Below are 21518 nucleotides of genomic sequence, written 5' to 3' on the forward strand. Positions count from 1 at the left end.
AAATGGGAGACGTTATTGATATATATGGTTTATCACCTTTGCAAAAAGGAATACTGTTTCATACTTTATACGATCAAGATGATGAACATTCATTTTCCTATATTGTACAAGTAGGCTTCTTGCTCGGGGGGCAATTGGATATTGCTACTTTTGAAAAGGCCTGGGAATATGTTATTCATCGACATGAGGTTTTACGTTCAGTATTTGTGTGGGAGGAAGTAGAAAAACCACTACAAGCGGTTTACCAACGTCTTCCTTTTACTATTCATCAAGAGGATTGGAGCACCTATCCACATGATGAAAGGGCGAAGAAATTACAACAGTTTTTGAATGTAGATCGTAGAAAAGGATTTTTATTGGATGAAGCACCATTGATGAGAGTCACTGCGATTAAAGAGGCAAAAGAGGAAACGAGAATTATTTGGACACATCATCATATTTTGCTAGATGGATGGAGTGTGTCATTGGTCTTTAGTGAAGTGATGGAAGTTTATCTCAAGATGATAAAGGGAGAATTGTTGAATCTTCCTAAACCTCTTCCTTATAAAAAATATATTCAATGGATAAATAAACAAGATCAAAGTCAAGCAGAGGAATTTTGGAAAGAAGAATTAAAAGGGTTCTATGCACCTACTCCATTAGCAATGGAAAGAAAGGAACAAGGACAAGAGAAGGGTTATGGAGAATGTGCTTATCAAGTATCTGAGGAACTTACTGAGAGTTTACAAGAGTGGGTACGAAATAGTCGATTAACGTTGAATACGTTAGTACAAGGTGCATGGGCTTATTTGATGAGTAGGTATAGCGGTGACAGTGACGTCGTATTTGGCGTAACTAGCGCTGGGCGTCCTACTGATTTAATGGGAGCAGAGAATATGGTGGGGCTATTTATTAACACATTACCTACCAGAATTCGATTAACGGATAATACATCAGTAGTAGATTGGCTTCGTAAAATACAAATGAAAGAAATGGAACGAAGACAGTATGAGTATAATTCGTTGATAGATATTCAAGGCTGGAGTGAGGTTCCGCGAAATAGCTCCTTATTTCATACCTTGTATGTGTTTGAAAATTATCCAATTCAAGGTGAGAGAAATGATGATTTAAGATTACTAGATGTTACAAGCACGGAACAAACAAATTATCCTTTAACACTCATTGTAATGCCCGGTAAGAAAATTACTTTAAAGTTGATGTATGATCGAAGCTATTTTAATGAAGAAACAATAAATCTGATTCAGAATCACTTATTGCAAATATTAATTCAGATGACGAAGAGCCTAGATTCAAAACTATTTGAAATTACTCATTTAACAGAAGAAGAACAGATACAGTTACTAGAGGAATGGAATCATACTCAAGTTAATTATTCGGCTGAAGGCATGATTCATACGATGTTTGAGGAGCAAGTTAAAAAAACACCGGAAGCAATCGCGGCTAGTTACGAAAATGAACAAATTACCTATAAAGAGTTGGAGAAGCGTGCAAATCAGCTAGCTCATTATTTACAAAAGCATGGTGTAGGCCCAGAGTCTCTAGTTGGAGTATATATGGAACGTTCATTACAAATGATGATAGCGTTATTAGGTATTCTAAAATCAGGAGCAGCGTATGTTCCACTTGACCCTACTTATCCAGAGAGTCGGCTTCGATATATATTAGAGGATGCTGGAATCGAAGTACTAGTGACGGAAGAGAATTCTAAAAATTTGTTTGTATCTGAAAATATAGAAACGATTTGTATGAATAAAGATTACACTGCAATTGAAAAAGAAGAATCAACCCCATGTATAAGTGGTGTAACAGGAGAAAATTTAGCGTATGTTATGTATACTTCAGGATCTACAGGGAATCCAAAGGGAGTAATGATTGAGCATCATTCAGTAATTAATTATCTAGAATGGATGCAACATAAATATCCGCTTTCTGAAAAGGATGTGGTCTTGCAGAAAACGCCATTCTCATTTGATGTCTCTGTTTGGGAATTGTTTTGGGGCATTCACGTTGGTGCCAGTGTATCTTTCCTACCTCCAGGTGGAGAAAAAGATCCTTCCATTATAGCTGAAGTGATTAAACAACATCAGGTTACTATAGTTCAATTTGTACCTTCAATGTTATCTGTTTTCTTAGATCACTTCAATCGTATTGAATTGAACATGAATTGTTCGTCCGTACGCCATGTATTTTCTGGTGGAGAAGAACTAAGTTCAGGGTTAGTTAGACGATTTCAACAGAAATGGAATTATAGTGGACAAGTGAAATTAACCAACTTTTATGGACCAACTGAAGCCACTATTTATGTGAATGCATTTGATATTCAGCCTAATCAAGAATTTGTTTCTATTGGGCAGCCAATACAGAACACGCAATTATATGTATTAGACCAAAATCAACGCTTGCAATCAATAGGAATTGAGGGTGAGTTATATATTGGTGGTGCTGGTTTAGCACGTGGATACTTAAATCGTCCGAATCTTACTGCTGAAAAATTCGTTTCGCATCCATTCCAATTGGGGGAACGACTATATCGAACAGGAGATTCAGTAAGATATCTAACTGATGGAAATATAGAATTTATAGGTAGAATGGACCATCAAGTCAAAATGCGTGGTTTTAGGATTGAATTAGGAGAAATTGAAGCCACTTTAGAAAAATGTTCGTTTATTAAAGAGGCTGTCGTATTAGTTAGAGAAGATCGTCCAGGTGATCAACGATTGGTTGCATATGTAATAAGCGATGAAAATACCGAGGAGTGGAGAGAGTATTTACAAAAACAATTACCGAATCATATGATTCCAGCGCACTTTGTAGAGTTAGAACACTTCCCGCTTACTCCGAATGGGAAAATTGACCGAAAGGCCTTGCCAATACCTGATGAGCAAGCTATTGGAGATTTAAATGTTCTACCTCGGACGCCATCGGAAGAGCTTATTGCCTCGGTTTGGGGTCAAGTGTTAGGGATAGAAAATATTGGTATTCAGGATTCCTTCTTTGAACGTGGTGGGCACTCACTACTTGCTACTCAAATCGTCTCTCGGTTACAAGAACTGTTCCAAATTAAAATTCCATTACGTGAACTTTTCAAGCACGATACAGTGGAAGCATTGGCGAAACGAGTGGATCAGTTACGAAAAGAAGATAAAGAACGAGAGGTTGCTCCTCTTGTACCTATGAAACGAGAAGAAGTTATCCCACTTTCCTATGCGCAGAAACGTCTATGGTTTATTGATCAATTAATGCCAAATAGTGCGATGTACAATATTCATGCAGCGTGTCGCTTAACAGGTAAATGGTCAATTGAAGCATTGGAGGTCGGATGGAATCAATTGTTGGAGCGTCATGAATCATTAAGGACGACAATTCTAGAACAAGAGGATGAACCTTTTCAACAGGTTCAATCTCATGTGTTCAGACATATTCCTCAAACGAATCTAACAGATCTTTCTTTGGAAGATAGGGAAAGAGAAATGAAACGCCTTATTCAAAACGAGGCGGAGGAACCATTTCATTTGGGACAAGGTCCTCTGATTCGAACACGAATATTGAAAGTGGACAGGGAAGAATGGGTTCTCATTTGTACGATGCATCATATTATTTCAGATGGATGGTCAATGGGAATCTTACTTGAAGAATGGATGGCTTTTTATGAAGGAGCACTAACCGGAAAACCAGTGGAATTGAAGGAGTTATCTATCCAATATGCAGATTTTGTCATGTGGCAGAAGGAATGGCAAAAAGAGGAGAATTTGAATCAGCACCTTCAATATTGGAAGGAAGAATTATCTGGGGAACTACCGGTTTTACAATTACCGATGGATCGTCCTCGACCTGCAGTTCAAACCCATCGTGGTGCAAGTCAGTCCTTAATAGTGGCGAATTCCCTACAGGAAAAGCTCAAAGATTTAAGTCTGCAAGAAGGATGCACTTTATTTATGACATTGATGGCAGCGTATCAAAGCTTCCTTTCTCGTTATACAGGACAGGACGACATTATAGTTGGAAGCCCAATCGCTAATCGAAATGTGAAAGAGATTGAGGGATTAATAGGATTCTTTGCAAACACGTTGGTTTATCGAGCTGATTTCAGTGAAAATCCGACGTTCCAAGAACTTTTGTCGCAGGTAAGAAAAAAAGCGCTAAAAGCATACGAGTATCAGGACATCCCATTTGAGAAAGTGGTAGAATCCGTAAAACCTGAACGGAATACAAGTCATTCACCAATATTCCAAACTATGTTTACTTTACAGAATACGAAACAAGAGTTTCTTCAGCTATCTGAAAGACAAATGGAACTCATGGAAAGCCATGCTTCTGTTGCCAAATTTGATTTGAGTTTATTTGCTTCTGAGACGGAAGAAGGATTATCACTAACCTTTGAATATAATACTGATTTGTTTAATGATACAACCATTGAACGTATGGCAAGTCATTTTAAACATTGGTTAAATCAAATTGTCTCTCATCCAAAATGTGTACTATCAGAACTGAATATGTTATCGAAAGTAGAATATAAGCAACTACTAGAGGAATGGAATAAATCGCGTGTTATAGATATGGAAGAAAGTACGATTCATACAATGTTTGAAGAACAGGTGAAAAAAACACCAGAAGCAATTGCAGTAGTGTGCGAAGATGAAGAACTAACATATCGAGAGTTGGACGAACGCTCGAATCAGTTGGCACATTATTTACAAAAAAATGGTGTAACATGCGAATCATTAGTTGGGGTTTGCGTTACACGTTCATCCGAGATGATTGTCGGTCTTTTAGGAATTATGAAGGCGGGAGGAGCATATGTCCCAATTGATCCAGCGTATCCGGAAAGTCGACTGCAGTACATTTTAGAAGATGCTCAAATAAAGGTACTGGTGACGCAGGAAAAGTTACAACAAAAAATGGTTATACCTAAATTCGTCAACGTGATTTGTATTGATCGTAATCGAGCAGAAATAGAACAAGAAGTAACTACGGTATGTACGAGTGAAGTGACGGGCGATAACTTAGCCTATATTATCTATACTTCAGGTTCCACTGGAAATCCAAAGGGAGTAATGATTGAGCACAGGAATACAGTAACAATGATTCATTGGGCGCACCACACGTATTCCCGAAAGGAATTAGCGGGAGTGTTAGCTTCAACTTCGCTATCTTTTGATTTATCCGTTTTTGAAGTATTTGTTCCCTTAACGATGGGTGGTAAGGTGATTGTCACTGAAAATGCTCTACATCTAGAGAAGTTGTCTTCCAAAGGTGTGACTTTGGTTAATACTGTGCCATCGGCAGCAAAGGAACTGGTTCGAGCAAAAACAATACCTTCTTCGGTAAAGGTGATGAATTTGGCTGGAGAACCATTGCCATATTCGCTTGTTCAAGATTTATACGAGAGAAATACGATTGAAAAGGTGTACAACCTATATGGACCGTCCGAAGATACTACGTATTCCACGTATATGGAATTAGAAAAGGGTGTCATGCATAGGGTCCCACCGATTGGTAAACCAATATTCAATACAGAAGTATATGTACTAAGTGCTGAACAAAAAATGGTTCCAATTGGTGTAGTTGGTGAGTTGTACATTGGTGGATCAGGATTAGCACGTGGATATTTAAAGCGCCCTGACTTAACGAAAAATCGTTTTATACCGCATCCGTTTAAAGAAGGAGAGCGAATATACCGGACTGGAGATTTAGTAAGGTATTTGCCGGATGGAAATTTGGAGTATGTTGGGCGAATCGATCATCAGGTGAAAATTCGTGGGTTCCGGATTGAACTAGGAGAAATTGAAGCGATATTACAAAGGCATACACTAGTTAACGAAGCTATTGTGATGGTGCGGGAAGATTATCCTGGCGACCCACGTTTGATTGCCTATGTTGTAGGAGACGGAGATGCTCAAAAGTGGCGTGATTATCTCAAGGATCAACTACCAAATTATATGATCCCAGCCTATTTTGTTGGATTAAATGCATTTCCACTCACTCCTAATGGGAAAATTGATAGGAAGGCTTTACCAGCACCAGAGAAACAGGAGATAGCAAGTGGTTATATTGCTCCTCGTACGTCTACGGAAAAAACAATCGTTTCGATATGGCATGAAGTTTTAGGTATGGAAAACATCGGAATTCAGGATTCGTTTTTTGAAATTGGTGGCCATTCATTACTTGCTACGCAAGCTGTTTCTAATCTTAAAGAGGCTTTTGCAATCGACATACCATTGCATGATTTATTTATGTTTCATACGGTGGAGCAATTGGCAGAACAGATTGATCAATTGCTCGATAACAAAAATCAAGAAATGCAGAATGGTAGTAAGGAGAATGTAAGTCTTCAAGACTATATTCAAAAGGAAGCAGAAGTGAGTAATGATGAAGAATTACTGGAACTACTTAAGCAATTAGAAGAGCTATCAGAGGAAGAAGCACAAGGGATATTCGAGAGTAATTTGATTGAGGAAGGGGTAAAAAAATGAGAAGTGATTTACTTGCAAAGCTGAGTTCACTTTCTCCTGAGAAGAGAGCATGGCTTCAGAAGCAAATGCAAAAAAAGGAGAATAAAGAAGCTCTCCCGTTGTCTTATGCACAACAACGTTTGTGGTTTATGGACAGATTTAATCCAAATAGTTCTTTATATAATATTCCAACGGTATGGCATCTAAAAGGAAATTGGATACCTGAAGCATTAGAAAAGGGATTCAATCGACTCATTGAACGCCATGAATCATTACGAACTGTTTTTAAAGAAGTAGGAGAACAACCTGTGCAACAAATTGTCGAATTCCTTCCTAGAGCATTACCTGTAAGAGATTACTCTCAACTTCCTCTAGAAGTAAAAGAAAAAGAGGTAGATAGTTTAATTGCGAGAGAAGCGCAAGAACCATTTAATTTAATGAATGGTCCTTTAGTTCGTAATCAGCTTGTTCAATTAGAGAAGGATGAATGGTTATTACTGTGTACGATGCATCATATTATTTCTGATGCTTGGTCCATTGGTATATTCATGAATGAATTACTTGCTTTCTATGAAGAAGAAACGGGCGGAAATCCTGCTAAATTAAGTTCATTATCCATTCAATATGCAGACTTTGCGAAGTGGCAAAAGGAGTGGTTGCAAGGTGATGTGCTAAATCGTCAGCTTACGTATTGGCAAGAAGAATTATCTGGTGAGCTTCCTATTTTACAACTGCCAGTGGATCGACCTCGACCGGTTAAGCAGACTTACTCTGGGGCTACGCATCACGTAATTTTTCCTTATAAATTGCTTAGTCAATTGAAGGATATAAGTCGACAAGAAGGATCTACTTTATTTATGACTTTAATGGCCGCATACCAGAGCTTTCTTGCTCGTTATACGGGACAAAAAGATATTCTAGTTGGTAGTCCGATTGCAAATCGGAACCATAAGGGAGTAGAAGGATTAATTGGTTTCTTTGTTAATACGTTGGTTTACCGATCAGATTTGAGTGGCATCCCTACTTTTCGAGAGATTTTGAACCAAACAAAGAAAAAGGCGTTAAAAGCTTACGAATATCAAGATATACCATTTGAAAAAGTGGTAGAAGCTGTGCAACCTGAACGAAGCACGAGTCATTCCCCTATATTTCAGACCATGTTTACGCTACAAAATATAAAACAAGAACGACTAGATTTGCCTAATAGAAGTATTGAAATGGTAGAAAGTAATATGTCTATTGCTAAATTTGATTTGAGCTTAACTGCCTATGAAGTGGAAGAAGGTCTATTCGTCTCATTTGAATACAACACGGATTTATTTGATAGTAGTACCATTGCACGTATGGCAGGACATTTTGAGAACTGGCTAAATGAAATCACGTATCATCCAGATGAATCATATACAAAGCTGTCAATGTTATCGGATACTGAGCAAAAACAACTCCTAGAAGAATGGAATGATACGGACGTAGTTTATGGTCATGATTGTATGATTCATGAGCTATTTGAGCAGCAAGTTGCACGGACACCTAATGCAGTGGCGGTAGTTTATGAGGGTGGAAAGCTAACGTATCAAGAACTGAATGAAAAATCGAATCAATTGGCACATTTTCTACAAAAACGAGGTATCGGACCTGAATCATTAGTCGGTATATGTATTGAACGTTCTCCTGATATGATTATTGGTCTCTTTGGGATTTTGAAAGCAGGTGGGGCTTATGTCCCACTGGACCCAAGTTATCCCGAAAACCGCCTGAGATACATTTTGGAGAATTCACAAATTCAAGTGCTGTTAACAAAAGAGGCACTACAGGACTGGTTACCTAAAGATATTCGAGCAATTTGTTTAGACCGGGATCAAGTAATGATTTCTAAAGAGAGTAATTTAGCTCCGGTGAGTGGAGTAACAGCAAATAACTTAGCCTATATTATATACACTTCGGGTTCGACGGGAAATCCAAAGGGGGTAATGATTGAACATCATTCCGTTATCAACCGTCTACAGTGGATGCAGAAAAAATACCCATTGTCCGAGGACGATACAATCCTACAAAAGACACCGTTTTCATTTGATGTTTCTGTCTGGGAATTATTTTGGTGGTCATTTGTAGGAGCACGTGTTTGTTTACTTCCACCAGGAGGAGAGAAAGATCCTGTGGTGATTGAGGAGTATATTGAACGATATCGTGTGTCCACCATGCACTTTGTTCCGTCGATGTTATCTACTTTTTTAGATTATATGGAACTATATAATTCGAAAAGGGATGTATCGTCTTTAATTCAAGTTTTTACTAGTGGAGAAGCGTTAAACACTGAGCAGGTTCGCCGGTTTAAGGGGATCTTTTACAATGTTCAGCAAACAAAGTTAATTAACTTGTATGGTCCTACTGAAGCGACTGTGGATGTGACTTATTACGATTGTGATTTAGAAAAAGAGGCAATGCTTATTCCGATTGGTCGTCCGATTGATAATACAGAGTTGTATGTGTTAGATCAATATCAACAAGTGGTCCCGATTGGTGTGGCAGGGGAACTTTACCTTGGAGGAGTAGGATTGGCACGTGGCTACTTCAATCGACCGGATTTAACTACTGAACGTTTTATTCCGCATCCTTTTAAGGACGGGGAACGATTATATCGAACGGGTGACTTGGTGAGATATATGAATGATCGTAACTTAGAATATATTGGAAGAATAGATAACCAAGTCAAAATTAGAGGATTCCGAATTGAATTGGGAGAAATTGAAGCAGCTTTACATGATCACTCATCTGTAAAAGAGGCAGTCGTGTTGGTGAAGGAAGATCGACCAGGAGATAAGCAGTTAGTAGCTTATGTAGTGGGTGAAGGGGATACTGGAGAGTGGCGTGAATATCTCAAGAAGCAATTACCACATTATATGGTTCCGGCATACTTTTTCCAAATTGAAGGTATGCCACTCACTCCAAATGGTAAAGTGAATCGGAAAGCATTATTGGAATTAGAAGAACAGTTCATAAGTGAAGATATTACTTCATCACGAACACCAGTGGAGGAGCTCATTGTTTCCGTTTGGAGCCAAGTGTTAGGAATAAAAAATATTAGTGTGCAGGATTCCTTTTTTGAAATCGGTGGTCATTCACTACTAGCTACTCAAGTAGTGTCACGTTTACAGGAAATTTTTCAAATCGAATTACCAGTACGTGAACTATTTGAATATACAACGGTGGAGTCACTGGCAAAGCGATTAGAACAGCTACGTAAAGGAGATAAAAAACGAGAGATTCCGCCACTAATACCGATGGAGCGAGGAGAAGCTATTCCACTATCTTATGCCCAACAACGTTTATGGTTTATTGATCAATTTACACCTAATAGTGCCCTTTACAATATGCCAATGGTATGCCGTCTTACAGGGAATTGGCTACTTGAAGCATTGGAAACGGGATGGAATCAACTAATAGAACGTCATGAATCACTGCGGACGGTCTTTCAAGAAGTGAATGGTCAACCCGTACAGCAAATTAAATCGTATGCTTTTCAATCAATTCCGAAAACGGATTTAACTATGCTTTCTTCTGAAGACCGAGAAGAAGAGGTTAAACGTTTCATTCAACAAGAAACAGAAGTGCCATTTGATTTAACAGAGGGTCCATTAATCAGGACGAGTATTTTGCACGTGGGAGAGGAAGAATGGATACTCCTTTGTACTTTACATCATATCATTTCAGATGGATGGTCAATGGGAATCCTACTTGAAGAATGGATGGCATTTTATGAGAAAGCAACGGATGGAAAGGTGGCGGAACTTGAACCATTACCGGTTCAATATGCCGACTTTGCTCAGTGGCAAAAAGGATGGCTGAAGGAGGAAGTGCTTGATCAACAACTTCAATATTGGAGGGAAGAATTGTCTGGGGAGCTTCCTGTACTCCAACTTCCTATGGATCGCCCGCGTCCTGCAATACAAACTCATCACGGGTCGACATACACTCTAGTTTTGCCAAGCACGCTACATGATAAATTGAATGAACTTAGCCGAAAAGAAGGGGCTACACTCTTCATGACGCTGTTGGCTGCGTATCAAAGTTTTCTATCTCGTTATACGGGACAAGAAGATATTTTGGTCGGAAGCCCAATTGCGAATCGGAATTATAGAGAAATTGAAGGACTAATTGGTTTCTTCGTTAACACGCTGGTTTATCGAACTAATTTGAGTGGTGGACCGACATTTCAAGATGTACTGTATCAGGTTCGTCAAAAGGCATTGAAGGCGTATGAATATCAAGATATCCCATTTGAAAAAATTGTAGAAGTTGTGCAACCGGAGCGAAGTACAAGTCATTCGCCAATCTTCCAGACTATGTTCATCTTGCAAAATATGAAACAAGAGTTTCCGGTGTTATCTAGTAGAAGTATTGAAATGATAGAAAGCCATAGTCCAATTGCAAAGTTTGATTTAAGTGTGATGGCAGTTGAGACAGAAGAGGGATTACTTTTTACTTTTGAATACAATAAGGATTTATTCAATGCTACTACTATTGAACGGATGGCAGGACACTTTGAGAAATGGCTATATGAAGTTTCTCATCGCCCACAAAATCCGTTGCATGACCTGAGCATGCTATCGGAACCCGAGCGTAATTTGTTATTAGAAACATGGAATGACACTGTAATGGAAATGTCCCATCAGGGTCTTATTTGCGAAAGATTTGAGGAGCAAGTAGCAATGCGTCCTGATGCGATTGCGATAGTTGATCAAACAAAACAGTGGACTTATGGTGAACTGGATATACAAGCAAATCAGTTGGCAAATGTTTTACAGCGAAAGGGAGTAGCCCCAGAGTCAGTGGTGGGAGTTTATCTTCCGAGGTCAGCAGAGCTAATGGCAAGTTTACTAGGCATTTTAAAAGCTGGTGGAGCTTATGTTGTTTTAGACCCGTTGTATCCAAAATCAAGGTTAGAATACATGATTGAAGATGCAGGAATTCAATTTGTAGTGACGGCGGAAGTACAAGAAGGACATTTCGCACACGTCGAAATGGTGAGGTTAGAAGAATTAACGGTGGAAAGCGTAATTGCACCTACACGTCAAATAAATCCAGAGAACTTAGCCTATATTGTCTATACCTCTGGTTCTACAGGAAAACCGAAGGGTGTTATGGTTGAATATCGCTCATTAATGAATATGGTTTCTTGGCATCAAGAAGTTTATCGTATTTCAGCAGAGGATCGTGCGACTCAGATTGCAGGGGTTGCTTTTGATTCGGCTGTCCAGGAGATTTGGCCGTATCTAACTGCTGGTGCAGCACTCTACTTGTCAACAGAGGAACTGAGAATTAATCCAGAAGCACTAAGGGACTGGCTCATTGATTCACGAATAACAGCTAGTTTTGCACCTACGCCTATTCTGGAAAGACTCTTGAAATTATCTTGGCCAGATAAAACGGATCTTCGTTTTATCATTACTGGTGGAGATCAATTAACACAGTATCCATCTAACGATATTCCTTTTGCGGTAATTAATCAGTATGGTCCATCGGAAAATACCGTTGTTACCACAGATTGTTATGTACCTGTAGGAGTGACAACAGGTACGCCATCGATTGGTCGACCGATTGCGAATACAGAAGTTTATGTGTTAGATTCTCATCTTCAGCTAGTACCAATTGGTGTAATTGGAGATCTCTATATTGGAGGGAAGAGTCTTGCACGTGGATATGCTAATCGTCCGGATCTTACAAAGGAAAAATTTATTCCACATCCTTTCAAGTCAGGAGAACGTCTCTATTATACAGGAGACAAAGCAAGTTATCTTTCTGATGGTAATCTCCAGTTCCATGGACGTATAGATGACCAAGTGAAAATTCGTGGTTTCCGGATTGAATTGGGAGAAATAGAAGCTGTTTTGCAGGCGCATTCTTCTGTGAAAGAAGCTGTTGTATTGGTGCGAGAGGATAATCAAGGTGATAAGAGATTAGTAGCTTATGTAGTTGGTGAAGGGAGTGTCCATGAATGGCGAGAACATCTACAAACACATTTACCTAATTACATGGTTCCAACAAACTTTATTGAGATGGAATTTTTACCACTTACACCGAATGGAAAACTTGATTTGAAGGCATTGCCTATACTTAGTGAACAATCCGCTGAAAATACTGTATACCCAAGAACTCCGCTGGAAGAACTTATTGCTTCAGTGTGGAGTCAAGTGCTAGGAATAAGAGACATTGATGTTCAGGATTCTTTCTTTGAGCTCGGTGGTCACTCTCTACTTGCTACACAAGTGGTCTCACGCTTACAGGAGGTCTTTCAAATCAAATTGCCAGTACGTGAACTGTTCGAATATTCAACGGTCGAGGCATTATCGAAACGAATAGATCAGTTACGTAAGGGGAGCGAAAAACGAGAAATTCCACCATTGATGCCGATAGAACGAGGGGGAAATATTCCACTGTCTTATGCCCAACAGCGCTTATGGTTTATTGATCAATTTGCACCTAATAGTGCACTTTATAATATGCCAATGGCATGCCGTCTTACAGGGAATTGGTTACCTGAGGCATTGGAGTTGGGATGGAATCAGTTGATAGAGCGTCATGAATCTTTGCGGACTGTATTTTATGAAGAGGATGGCCATCCTATCCAGCAGATTCAACCGTACGTTTTCCGTCCGCTTCTGCAAATGGACTTAACTAAGCTTTCATTAGAGGAGCGAGAAAGAAAGTTGGAGCAATGGATTCAAACTGAAGTCGAATCTCCATTTGATTTAGAACAAGGGCCATTGTTCCGTGGGAAACTCATAAGAATTTCAGAAGAAGAATGGATTCTTCTGTGTAATATGCATCATATTATCTCAGATGGATGGTCGATGGAAATCTTACTTCAAGAATGGATGGCATTTTATGAGAATGCGATTGGTGAAAAACAAGCAGAGCTGGAACCACTACCAGTTCAATATGCCGATTTTGCTCAGTGGCAAAGAGAATGGTTGAAAGATGAATTACTATATCAACAACTTGCGTATTGGAAGGAAGAATTATCCGGTGAGTTACCAGTCTTAATGTTGCCAATGGATCGTCCGCGTCCGCCAGTGCAAACCCACCATGGATTAACTCATAATGTTTTGTTATCGCGCTCATTACTGGATAAATTAAACGAACTAAGTCGTCAAGAAGGGGCCACACTTTTCATGACCTTATTGGCAGCGTATCAAAGTTTCCTTGCTCGTTATACGGGACAAACGGATATTATTGTTGGTAGCCCAATTGCAAATCGAAATTATCGAGAAATTGAAGGACTGATTGGTTTCTTTGTCAATACATTGGTTTATCGAGCTGATTTAAGTAATGCACCGGCATTTCAAGAGTTGTTGTCTCAAGTACGGATAAAAGCATTGAAGGCGTATGAGTATCAAGATGTTCCGTTTGAGAAAATTGTAGAGGTTATCCAACCTGAACGAAATACAAGCCATTCTCCGATTTTCCAAACCATGTTTACTTTGCAAAATACGGGACAGAAGCTACCAGAACTACATGGAAGAAATATAGAAGTAATGGAAAGTAATGCCCCTATCGCTAAGTTTGATTTAAGTTTAACTGCTGCAGAAGTGGAAGAGGGTTTATTACTTACTTTTGTTTATAGAACTGATTTATTTGACAGCTTAACTATTGAATCCATGGCTGAACATTTTGGGAACTGGTTGAATGTAATCGTGGAGAATCCTGATAAATCATTAGCTAAGTTGCCTATATTATCGGGATTACAGCAAAAACAGTTGGAAGAGTGGAATAATGATGCTGTAGCATATCTACAGGAAAGTACGATTCATCAGCTGTTTGAAGAGCAAGTAAATCGTACACCTGATGCGGTAGCAGTGGTAGATGAAAAACAGCAGTTAACGTATCGAGAGCTGAATGAAAAAGCTAATCAATTGGCCCACTATCTTCAGCAATGCGGAATTGGGAATGAATCATTGGTTGGACTTTGCTTTGAACGTTCAGTTGAGATGGTTGTTAGTATTATGGGGATTTGGAAGGCTGGAGCAGCCTATGTTCCATTAGACCCATCATATCCAGAAAGTCGCCTACGATATATTTTGGAGGACACTGGAATTCAAGTATTAGTTACGAACGAGTCATTGGAAGACTGGATACCTAAAGAAATGAAGATAGTTTGTCTAGATAGGGATCAAGCAATGATTTCACAAGAAAGCATTCTTTCACCAAAATGTGAAGTAACAGGAGAAACCTTAGCGTATGTTATCTATACTTCAGGATCAACGGGGAATCCAAAGGGTGTCTTGATACAGCATCATTCTGTACTAAACTTGTCACATGGTTTACAAAAAGAGGTTTTCGAACATGAGATACCATCTAACATGCATGTCGGTTTAAATGCGTCAATTGCCTTTGATGCATCTATCCAGCAATTACAAATGCTGCTTTATGGTTCAAGTTTGTATATTATTCCAAATGAAGTACGAAGTGATCCGGAGCAGTTTGTAGCTTATATTAGGGAGAACAAGTTAGAAATCTTTGATATAACACCTTCATTGCTTCAATTACTTATAGATGTCGGATTGTTAGAAACGTGCGATGGCATTCATGTTCCAAGTAAGGTACTGGTTGGTGGTGAAGCAATTATGCCGTCATTATGGGAACAGCTAGTAGAGACTGATAAAATACAGTTTTATAATGTATATGGTCCTACAGAATGTACGGTTGATGCAACATGCTATCATATCAAAAAAGATAGTAAGAGAGTAACAATTGGGCGTCCATTGCCTAACGTCCAAACTTATGTATTAGATAGAAATAGGTTACCAGTTCCAGTTGGTGTGATGGGGGAACTTTATATCGGAGGAGCAGGTCTAGCAAGGGGGTACTTGAATCGTCCAGAGTTAACATCCGAACGATTTATTTCTCATCCATTCAAAGAAGGCGAGAGGTTATATAGAACAGGCGATCTTGTGAGATATCTTCCAGATGGTAATATAGACTACTTAGGAAGAATGGATAATCAAGTGAAGATTAGAGGATTTCGAATCGAACTTGGGGAGATTGAGTCGACTTTACAAGAGCATGACTTGGTAAAAGAGGTAGTTGTAATAGTTAGGGAAAATCAGTCGGGAGATAAGAGATTAGTAGCTTATGTAGTGGGCGAAGGTAGTTTAGAAGAATGGCGAGAGTATCTTAAAACAAAACTGCCAATCCATATGATACCTTCCTACTTTGTCGAAATGAAAGAATTACCGCTAACCATAAATGGAAAGGTTGATCGGAAATCGTTACCTATACCAGATTATCAAGGAACACAAGAAGGCTACGCGGCCCCAAGAAATGAACGTGAACATAAGCTTTCTATCATTTGGGAACGTGTGCTAGGTTCAAAACGTATTGGTATTTATGATAACTTTTTTGAAATTGGTGGAGATTCAATTCTTAGCATTCAGATTGTCTCTCGTGCAAAGCAAGCTGGTTTACAGTTGACACCAAAACAACTATTTGAACACCAAACGATTGCTGAGTTGGCGCAAGTAGTCAAAGAAGAACAAGGTGTACAAGCTGAACAAGGAATTATAACTGGAGAGACGATACTTACACCTATTCAGCAAAGGTTTTTTGCACAAAATCATCCTAATCCACATCATTGGAATCAATCCATGTTCTTTAGAACGAAAGAAAAATTGGACATAGGATCACTGGAAAAGGCAGCGCGTAGCCTTCTACTTCATCATGATGCCCTGCGTTTAAGATATGAACGTTTACCTAATGGGACTTGGGAACAGTGGAATGAAGGAATTAAAGAACAATTGATGCTGACTGTCATTTCATTAGACGAAGTGCCGGAAGCGGATTGGCATGAAGTTATTCAAAAAGAGATTAATGTTGCACAAGAAAGATTGAATTTACATGATGGTCCTTTAATGAGAATGGTGTATTTTGATGAAGATGAGAAGACTGGCCGATTATTTTGGACAATTCATCACTTAGCTGTGGATGGTGTTTCTTGGCGAATTTTATTGGAAGATTTGCAAACAGCGTATACGCAAGCAGTCCAAGGACAAAAAATTCAATTACCTATGAAGAGTACATCTTTTAAAGAATGGTCGGAGAAATTACAACATTACGCTGAAACTGGAATATCAAAAGAAGTGCTACATTACTGGGAGCAGCAGGCTGAACAAGACGTAGTTATACTGCCAGTAGATGGTACTATAAGTAATCCAGTAAGCGCAGTAACTGAGGAAATTACTGTGGTGTTAAACGAGAATGAGACCCGTATGTTATTGCAAGAGACTTTAAGCACTCACCGTGTCCAAATCAATGAAGTATTATTAGCAGCATTGGTACAAGCTACAGCAGCATGTACGGGGCAGCCGATATTAAGCGTAGATTTAGAGGGACATGGTCGAGAAGAGATTATTGAAGATGTTGATTTATCGAGAACCGTGGGATGGTTTACAAGTATTTACCCAGTTCATTTAAATATTACTAATGCTAATACGCCAATTGCAGCATTAAAAGCAGTTAAAGAACAAGTTCGCAAAATTCCTAATAAGGGTGTTGATTATGGGGTGTTGTGTTACATGAACGCAACAATGTGTGAGCAATTAAGCTTCCAATATACACCGTCTATTAGTTTTAACTATCTTGGACAATTTGACCAATTGTTTTCTAGCGATGCAATGTTTATTCCAGAGAACGAATTTAAGCGTTTAGATCATGCTGCCGGTTCTAAGCGATCGCATGTAATTGATGTAATTGGGGTTGTAACGGATGGAAAACTTCAATTCACTTGGGTATACAATGTTGGACAATTTGCCAAATCAACGATTCAAAGTATTGCACAGAATATGCTATATCAACTGAGTACATTGATCCAATTTTCAGATAGAGAATCTGCACTGACCATTTCGGATTTTGCAATGGCTAATCTTAGCCAAGAAGGTTTGACAAATGTACTAAACAAAATGCATCGCGGAAAGAACAATCAAATTACTGATTTATATCCATTATCACCTTTGCAAGAAGGTATGATTTTCCACACATTGCATGACCAAGGGGATGAACATGTTGCACCGTATATAGTGCAATTGAGTTTTATGATTCGAGGGAAAATGAATATTCCTACATTTGAGCAGGCGTGGAAATCTGTAATTCAGCGGCATGAAATTTTTCGTACAGCATTTGTATGGGACGAAATTGAAGAACCTGTACAAGTGGTGTATGAAAATATCCCATTTAAAGTGAACAAAGAAGACTGGCGTACAATGACGAGTGAAGAGATAGAGGAAAAAAGAAAAGTCTTTTTGGAATTAGATCGAAAACAAGCCTTCCAATTTGATGAAGCACCATTGATGCGGGTAACAGTCATTCAAGAAGGTGAGGAAGAATATCGGATTGTTTGGACCCATCACCATATTTTACTGGATGGATGGAGTTTACCATTAGTATTTAATGAATTACTTACAGTCTATCAAAAGAGAATGAATGGAGAAGCTGTGAAGTTACCTAAGTCCTCACCATATAAGAAATATATCCAATGGCTCAGAGAACAAGATAAGGAGCAGGCGGAACAATTCTGGAGAGAGAAGCTAAAAGGTTTTACTGCACCAACTTTACTGGGCTTAGAAAGTAAAGAGGAAGAAAAAGGTTACACAGAGAAGGTTACGTATTTATCAGAAGAGCAGACTCAAGCGTTACAAGGATGGGCGAAACGCAATAAACTTACTTTGAGTACAGTAATTCAAGGTGCATGGGCATATCTCATGAGCCGATATAGTGGAGAAAATGACATTGTTTTTGGTGTAACAAGCTCAGGGCGTTCTACGGAGATTATTGATGTTGAAAACATCGTAGGTCCTTTCATTACAACGTCACCGACGCGAATTCAATTGATGGATGATATAAAATTAATAGATTGGTTGCAGAAGATACAAGAGGAAGAGATAGAAAGAAGACAATATGAGTATGCTTCTTTGACAGAGATTCAGGCGTGGAGTGAAGTTCCTAGAGGAATACCGCTGTTCAATAGTTTATATGTGTTTGAAAATTATCCAGTGAAAGAGGAGTCTTCAGAAAATCTGGAAATTGGTGAATTGGAAGGGGTAGAAGAAACCCACTACCCATTAGGGTTAGCTGTAGTTCCAGGAATCCAGTTATCGTTAAAGTTAATGTATGACCGTAGTAAGTTTAATAGAGTAACCATTGAACGAATGCTGGGTCATTTACACAAAGTGTTAATGCAAATGCTCAAAAACATTGATCAAAATCTATCGGAGCTAGTATATATTACGGAAGCTGAACAAAGAAAGCTATTGGAAGAATGGAATAATAATACTATATCCTATCCACGTGAGAATGCAATCCATCAACTATTCGAAGAGCAAGTAAATCGTACGCCTGACGCGTTGGCAGTGGTAGATGAAAAACAGCAACTAACATATCGAGAGCTGAATGAAAGAGCTAATCAATTAGCCCATCATTTACAGAAATGTGGAATTGGGACAGAGTCATTAGTTGGCCTTTGCTTTGATCGATCAGTTGAGATGGTTGTTGGTCTAATGGGAATTTGGAAGGCCGGAGCAGCCTATGTTCCATTGGATCCATCGAATCCGGAAAGCCGCCTACGATATATTTTAGAAGACACAGATATTCAAGTGTTAGTTACGAATGAGGTATTAGTGGGCTGGATACCTAAAGAAATCAAGGTAGTTTGCCTAGATAGGGATCAAGCCATGATTTCTCGAGAAAGCAAACTTTCACCAACATGTGAGGTGACAGGGGAAAACTTAGCGTATGTTATCTACACTTCTGGTTCGACAGGGAATCCAAAGGGGGCTTTAGTACAGCACCATTCTGTAATAAACCTATCCTATGGTTTACAAAAAGAAGTTTTCTCACATGAAATACCTAATAATATGCGCGTCGGTTTGAATGCGTCAATTGCCTTTGATGTATCTATTCAGCAATTACAAATGTTGCTTTATGGTTCAAGTTTATATATTATCCCAAGTGAAGTTCGCACTAATCCGGAACAATTTGTGTCCTATATTAGGGAGAATAAATTGGAAATGTTTGATATGACACCTTCATTACTTCAATTACTTATAGATGGAGGATTGCTAGAAATAAGTGCTGATGTTCATGTACCAAGTAAGATATTAGTCGGTGGTGAAGCAATTATGCCGTCATTATGGGAACAGCTAGTAGAGACAGAAAAAATTGATTTTTATAACGTATACGGTCCTACAGAATGTACGGTTGATGCAACATGCTATCATATCAAAAAAGATAGTAAGAGAGTAACAATTGGCCGTCCGTTGCCGAACGTTCAAACTTATGTATTAGATAAAAATTTGTTACCTGTTCCAGTTGGTGTAACAGGTGAGCTATATATTGGGGGTGCAGGTATAGCGAGAGGATACTTGAATCGCCCAGAATTAACAGCAGAGAGATTCATCCGTCATCCATTTAATGAAGAAGAGCGTTTATATCGTACGGGAGATTTGGTTCGTTATTTACCTGATGGTAATTTAGATTACTTGAGAAGAATTGATAATCAAGTAAAAATTAGGGGCTTTCGTATTGAACTTGAAGAGATTGAAGCGAATCTAGAGAGGCATCCATTGGTAAAAGAAGCAGTAGTTTTGGTAACAGAGGATAAATTAGGAGAGCAGAGATTGGTTGCTTATGTAGTTGGAGATGGTAGTATGCATGATTGGCGTGAATATCTCAAGACACAAGTACCGAATTATATGGTTCCCGCACACTTTATTAAGGTAGACGAGATTCCTCTTACAACGAATGGAAAAGTTGATCGAAAGGCATTGAACAATTTAACTATTTTAAGAGAAAATAACTTTTCTACACCAATCATTCCAAGGGATGAAATTGAATATCAGTTGATTAAAATCTGGCAGGATGTGTTACAGATAGAAGATGTCTATGTAAATGATGATTTCTTTAATAGAGGAGGACACTCTCTCCTTGTAATTAAATTAGTTTCAAAAATTAGGGAGAAGTTTGGAAAAGAGATTAAGGTGTCTACATTGATTAAGAATCCAACAGTGGAAGGAATCGCATGCCTTATTCGTGATAAGCATGATATGACGAAATCAGTAGCAGCGCTAGTTCCACTACAAGAATCAGAGAAAAGACCTTTCTTCTGCGTTCATCCGTTTATGGGGAATGTATTCTGTTACATTCAACTAGCAAGATTGCTTAAGAGCCGTTGTTCATTTTATGGTTTACAGAATCCTCTTATAGAAAAGAAAGAAATTGACGAGTTAACTTTGCCGGAAGTAATTCAACTTTACATGGAAGAAATAAAACGTGTTCAGCCAGAAGGTCCATATCGTCTTGGAGGATGGTCTTTAGGCGGTACGATTGCTTATGAAATCGCAACTGTATTAAAGAATCAAGGTGAGGAAGTTGAGTTGTTGGTACTCATGGATACTAAAGTACCTTCAAAGCAGGATCATAAAACAAGTGAGGATATGCTCTCATATATATATGAGCATTTCATTCCTAGAGATCTTACTGAGCAGGAAGGAGACCTTGTCCATAAACAAGATATGCTTGTGGAGCAATTAATTATGGAAGGAGTACTCACGCCTGATGCAGATCTTATCAATTTGAAGCAAGTTATCAATGCGCATAGGAAATGCCTGAACATAATGGCAGAGCATGATTTAATACCATACTCTGGAGAAGTTCTCTACTTTAGTGCTGAGGAAGGAAAAGAGTTGTTTACAGATTGGGGACCTTTATTAAAAGGTAGAGTAAATAGGTATTCAGTCCCTGGATCACATGAAGAAATAGTGGATTCACCTGCAGTTGAAAAAATAGCTATGTATCTACTAAATGAATTTGAAGGAATAAAAGAGAAATCCATTTTATTAACGGAAAAGTAGAGAGTATAAAAGATGCAATGCAATGAACGAAAAGGGTAGACCAATACCTGCATATCAAGTGTAGGGAATAATGAATATATTAAGAGCATTACTTTTTAAGGGGATAATGTAAAAAGTAATTGGTAGAGACATAGAAATCTTTATGAGTTACCCATAGTATGATGTA

General features: G+C 38.6%; 2 protein-coding genes. Both read left to right on the plus strand.

Annotated features, from left to right (window positions below; all coding sequences use genetic code 11):
* The first annotated feature begins 2 nt into the window (after positions 1-2).
* Positions 3-6473, plus strand: a complete 6471-nt coding sequence (locus tag BCG9842_RS11635; protein WP_000503017.1) for a non-ribosomal peptide synthetase — start codon at positions 3-5, stop codon at positions 6471-6473.
* Complete coding sequence (locus tag BCG9842_RS11640) at positions 6470-21352, plus strand: non-ribosomal peptide synthetase (RefSeq protein ID WP_001255762.1); 14883 nt, start codon at positions 6470-6472, stop codon at positions 21350-21352. The genes BCG9842_RS11635 and BCG9842_RS11640 overlap by 4 nt, the downstream gene beginning before the upstream one ends.
* Positions 21353-21518 lie beyond the last annotated feature (166 nt).

Origin of the sequence: Bacillus cereus G9842 (assembly GCF_000021305.1) — a bacterium.
Taxonomy (GTDB): domain Bacteria; phylum Bacillota; class Bacilli; order Bacillales; family Bacillaceae_G; genus Bacillus_A; species Bacillus_A thuringiensis_S.

What these genes read in the sequence shown, in the direction of transcription:
- BCG9842_RS11635 (WP_000503017.1), top strand. Translation starts at nt 3, where the DNA reads ATGGGAGACGTTATTGATATATATGGTTTATCACCTTTGCAAAAAGGA.
- BCG9842_RS11640 (WP_001255762.1), top strand. Translation starts at nt 6,470, where the DNA reads ATGAGAAGTGATTTACTTGCAAAGCTGAGTTCACTTTCTCCTGAGAAG.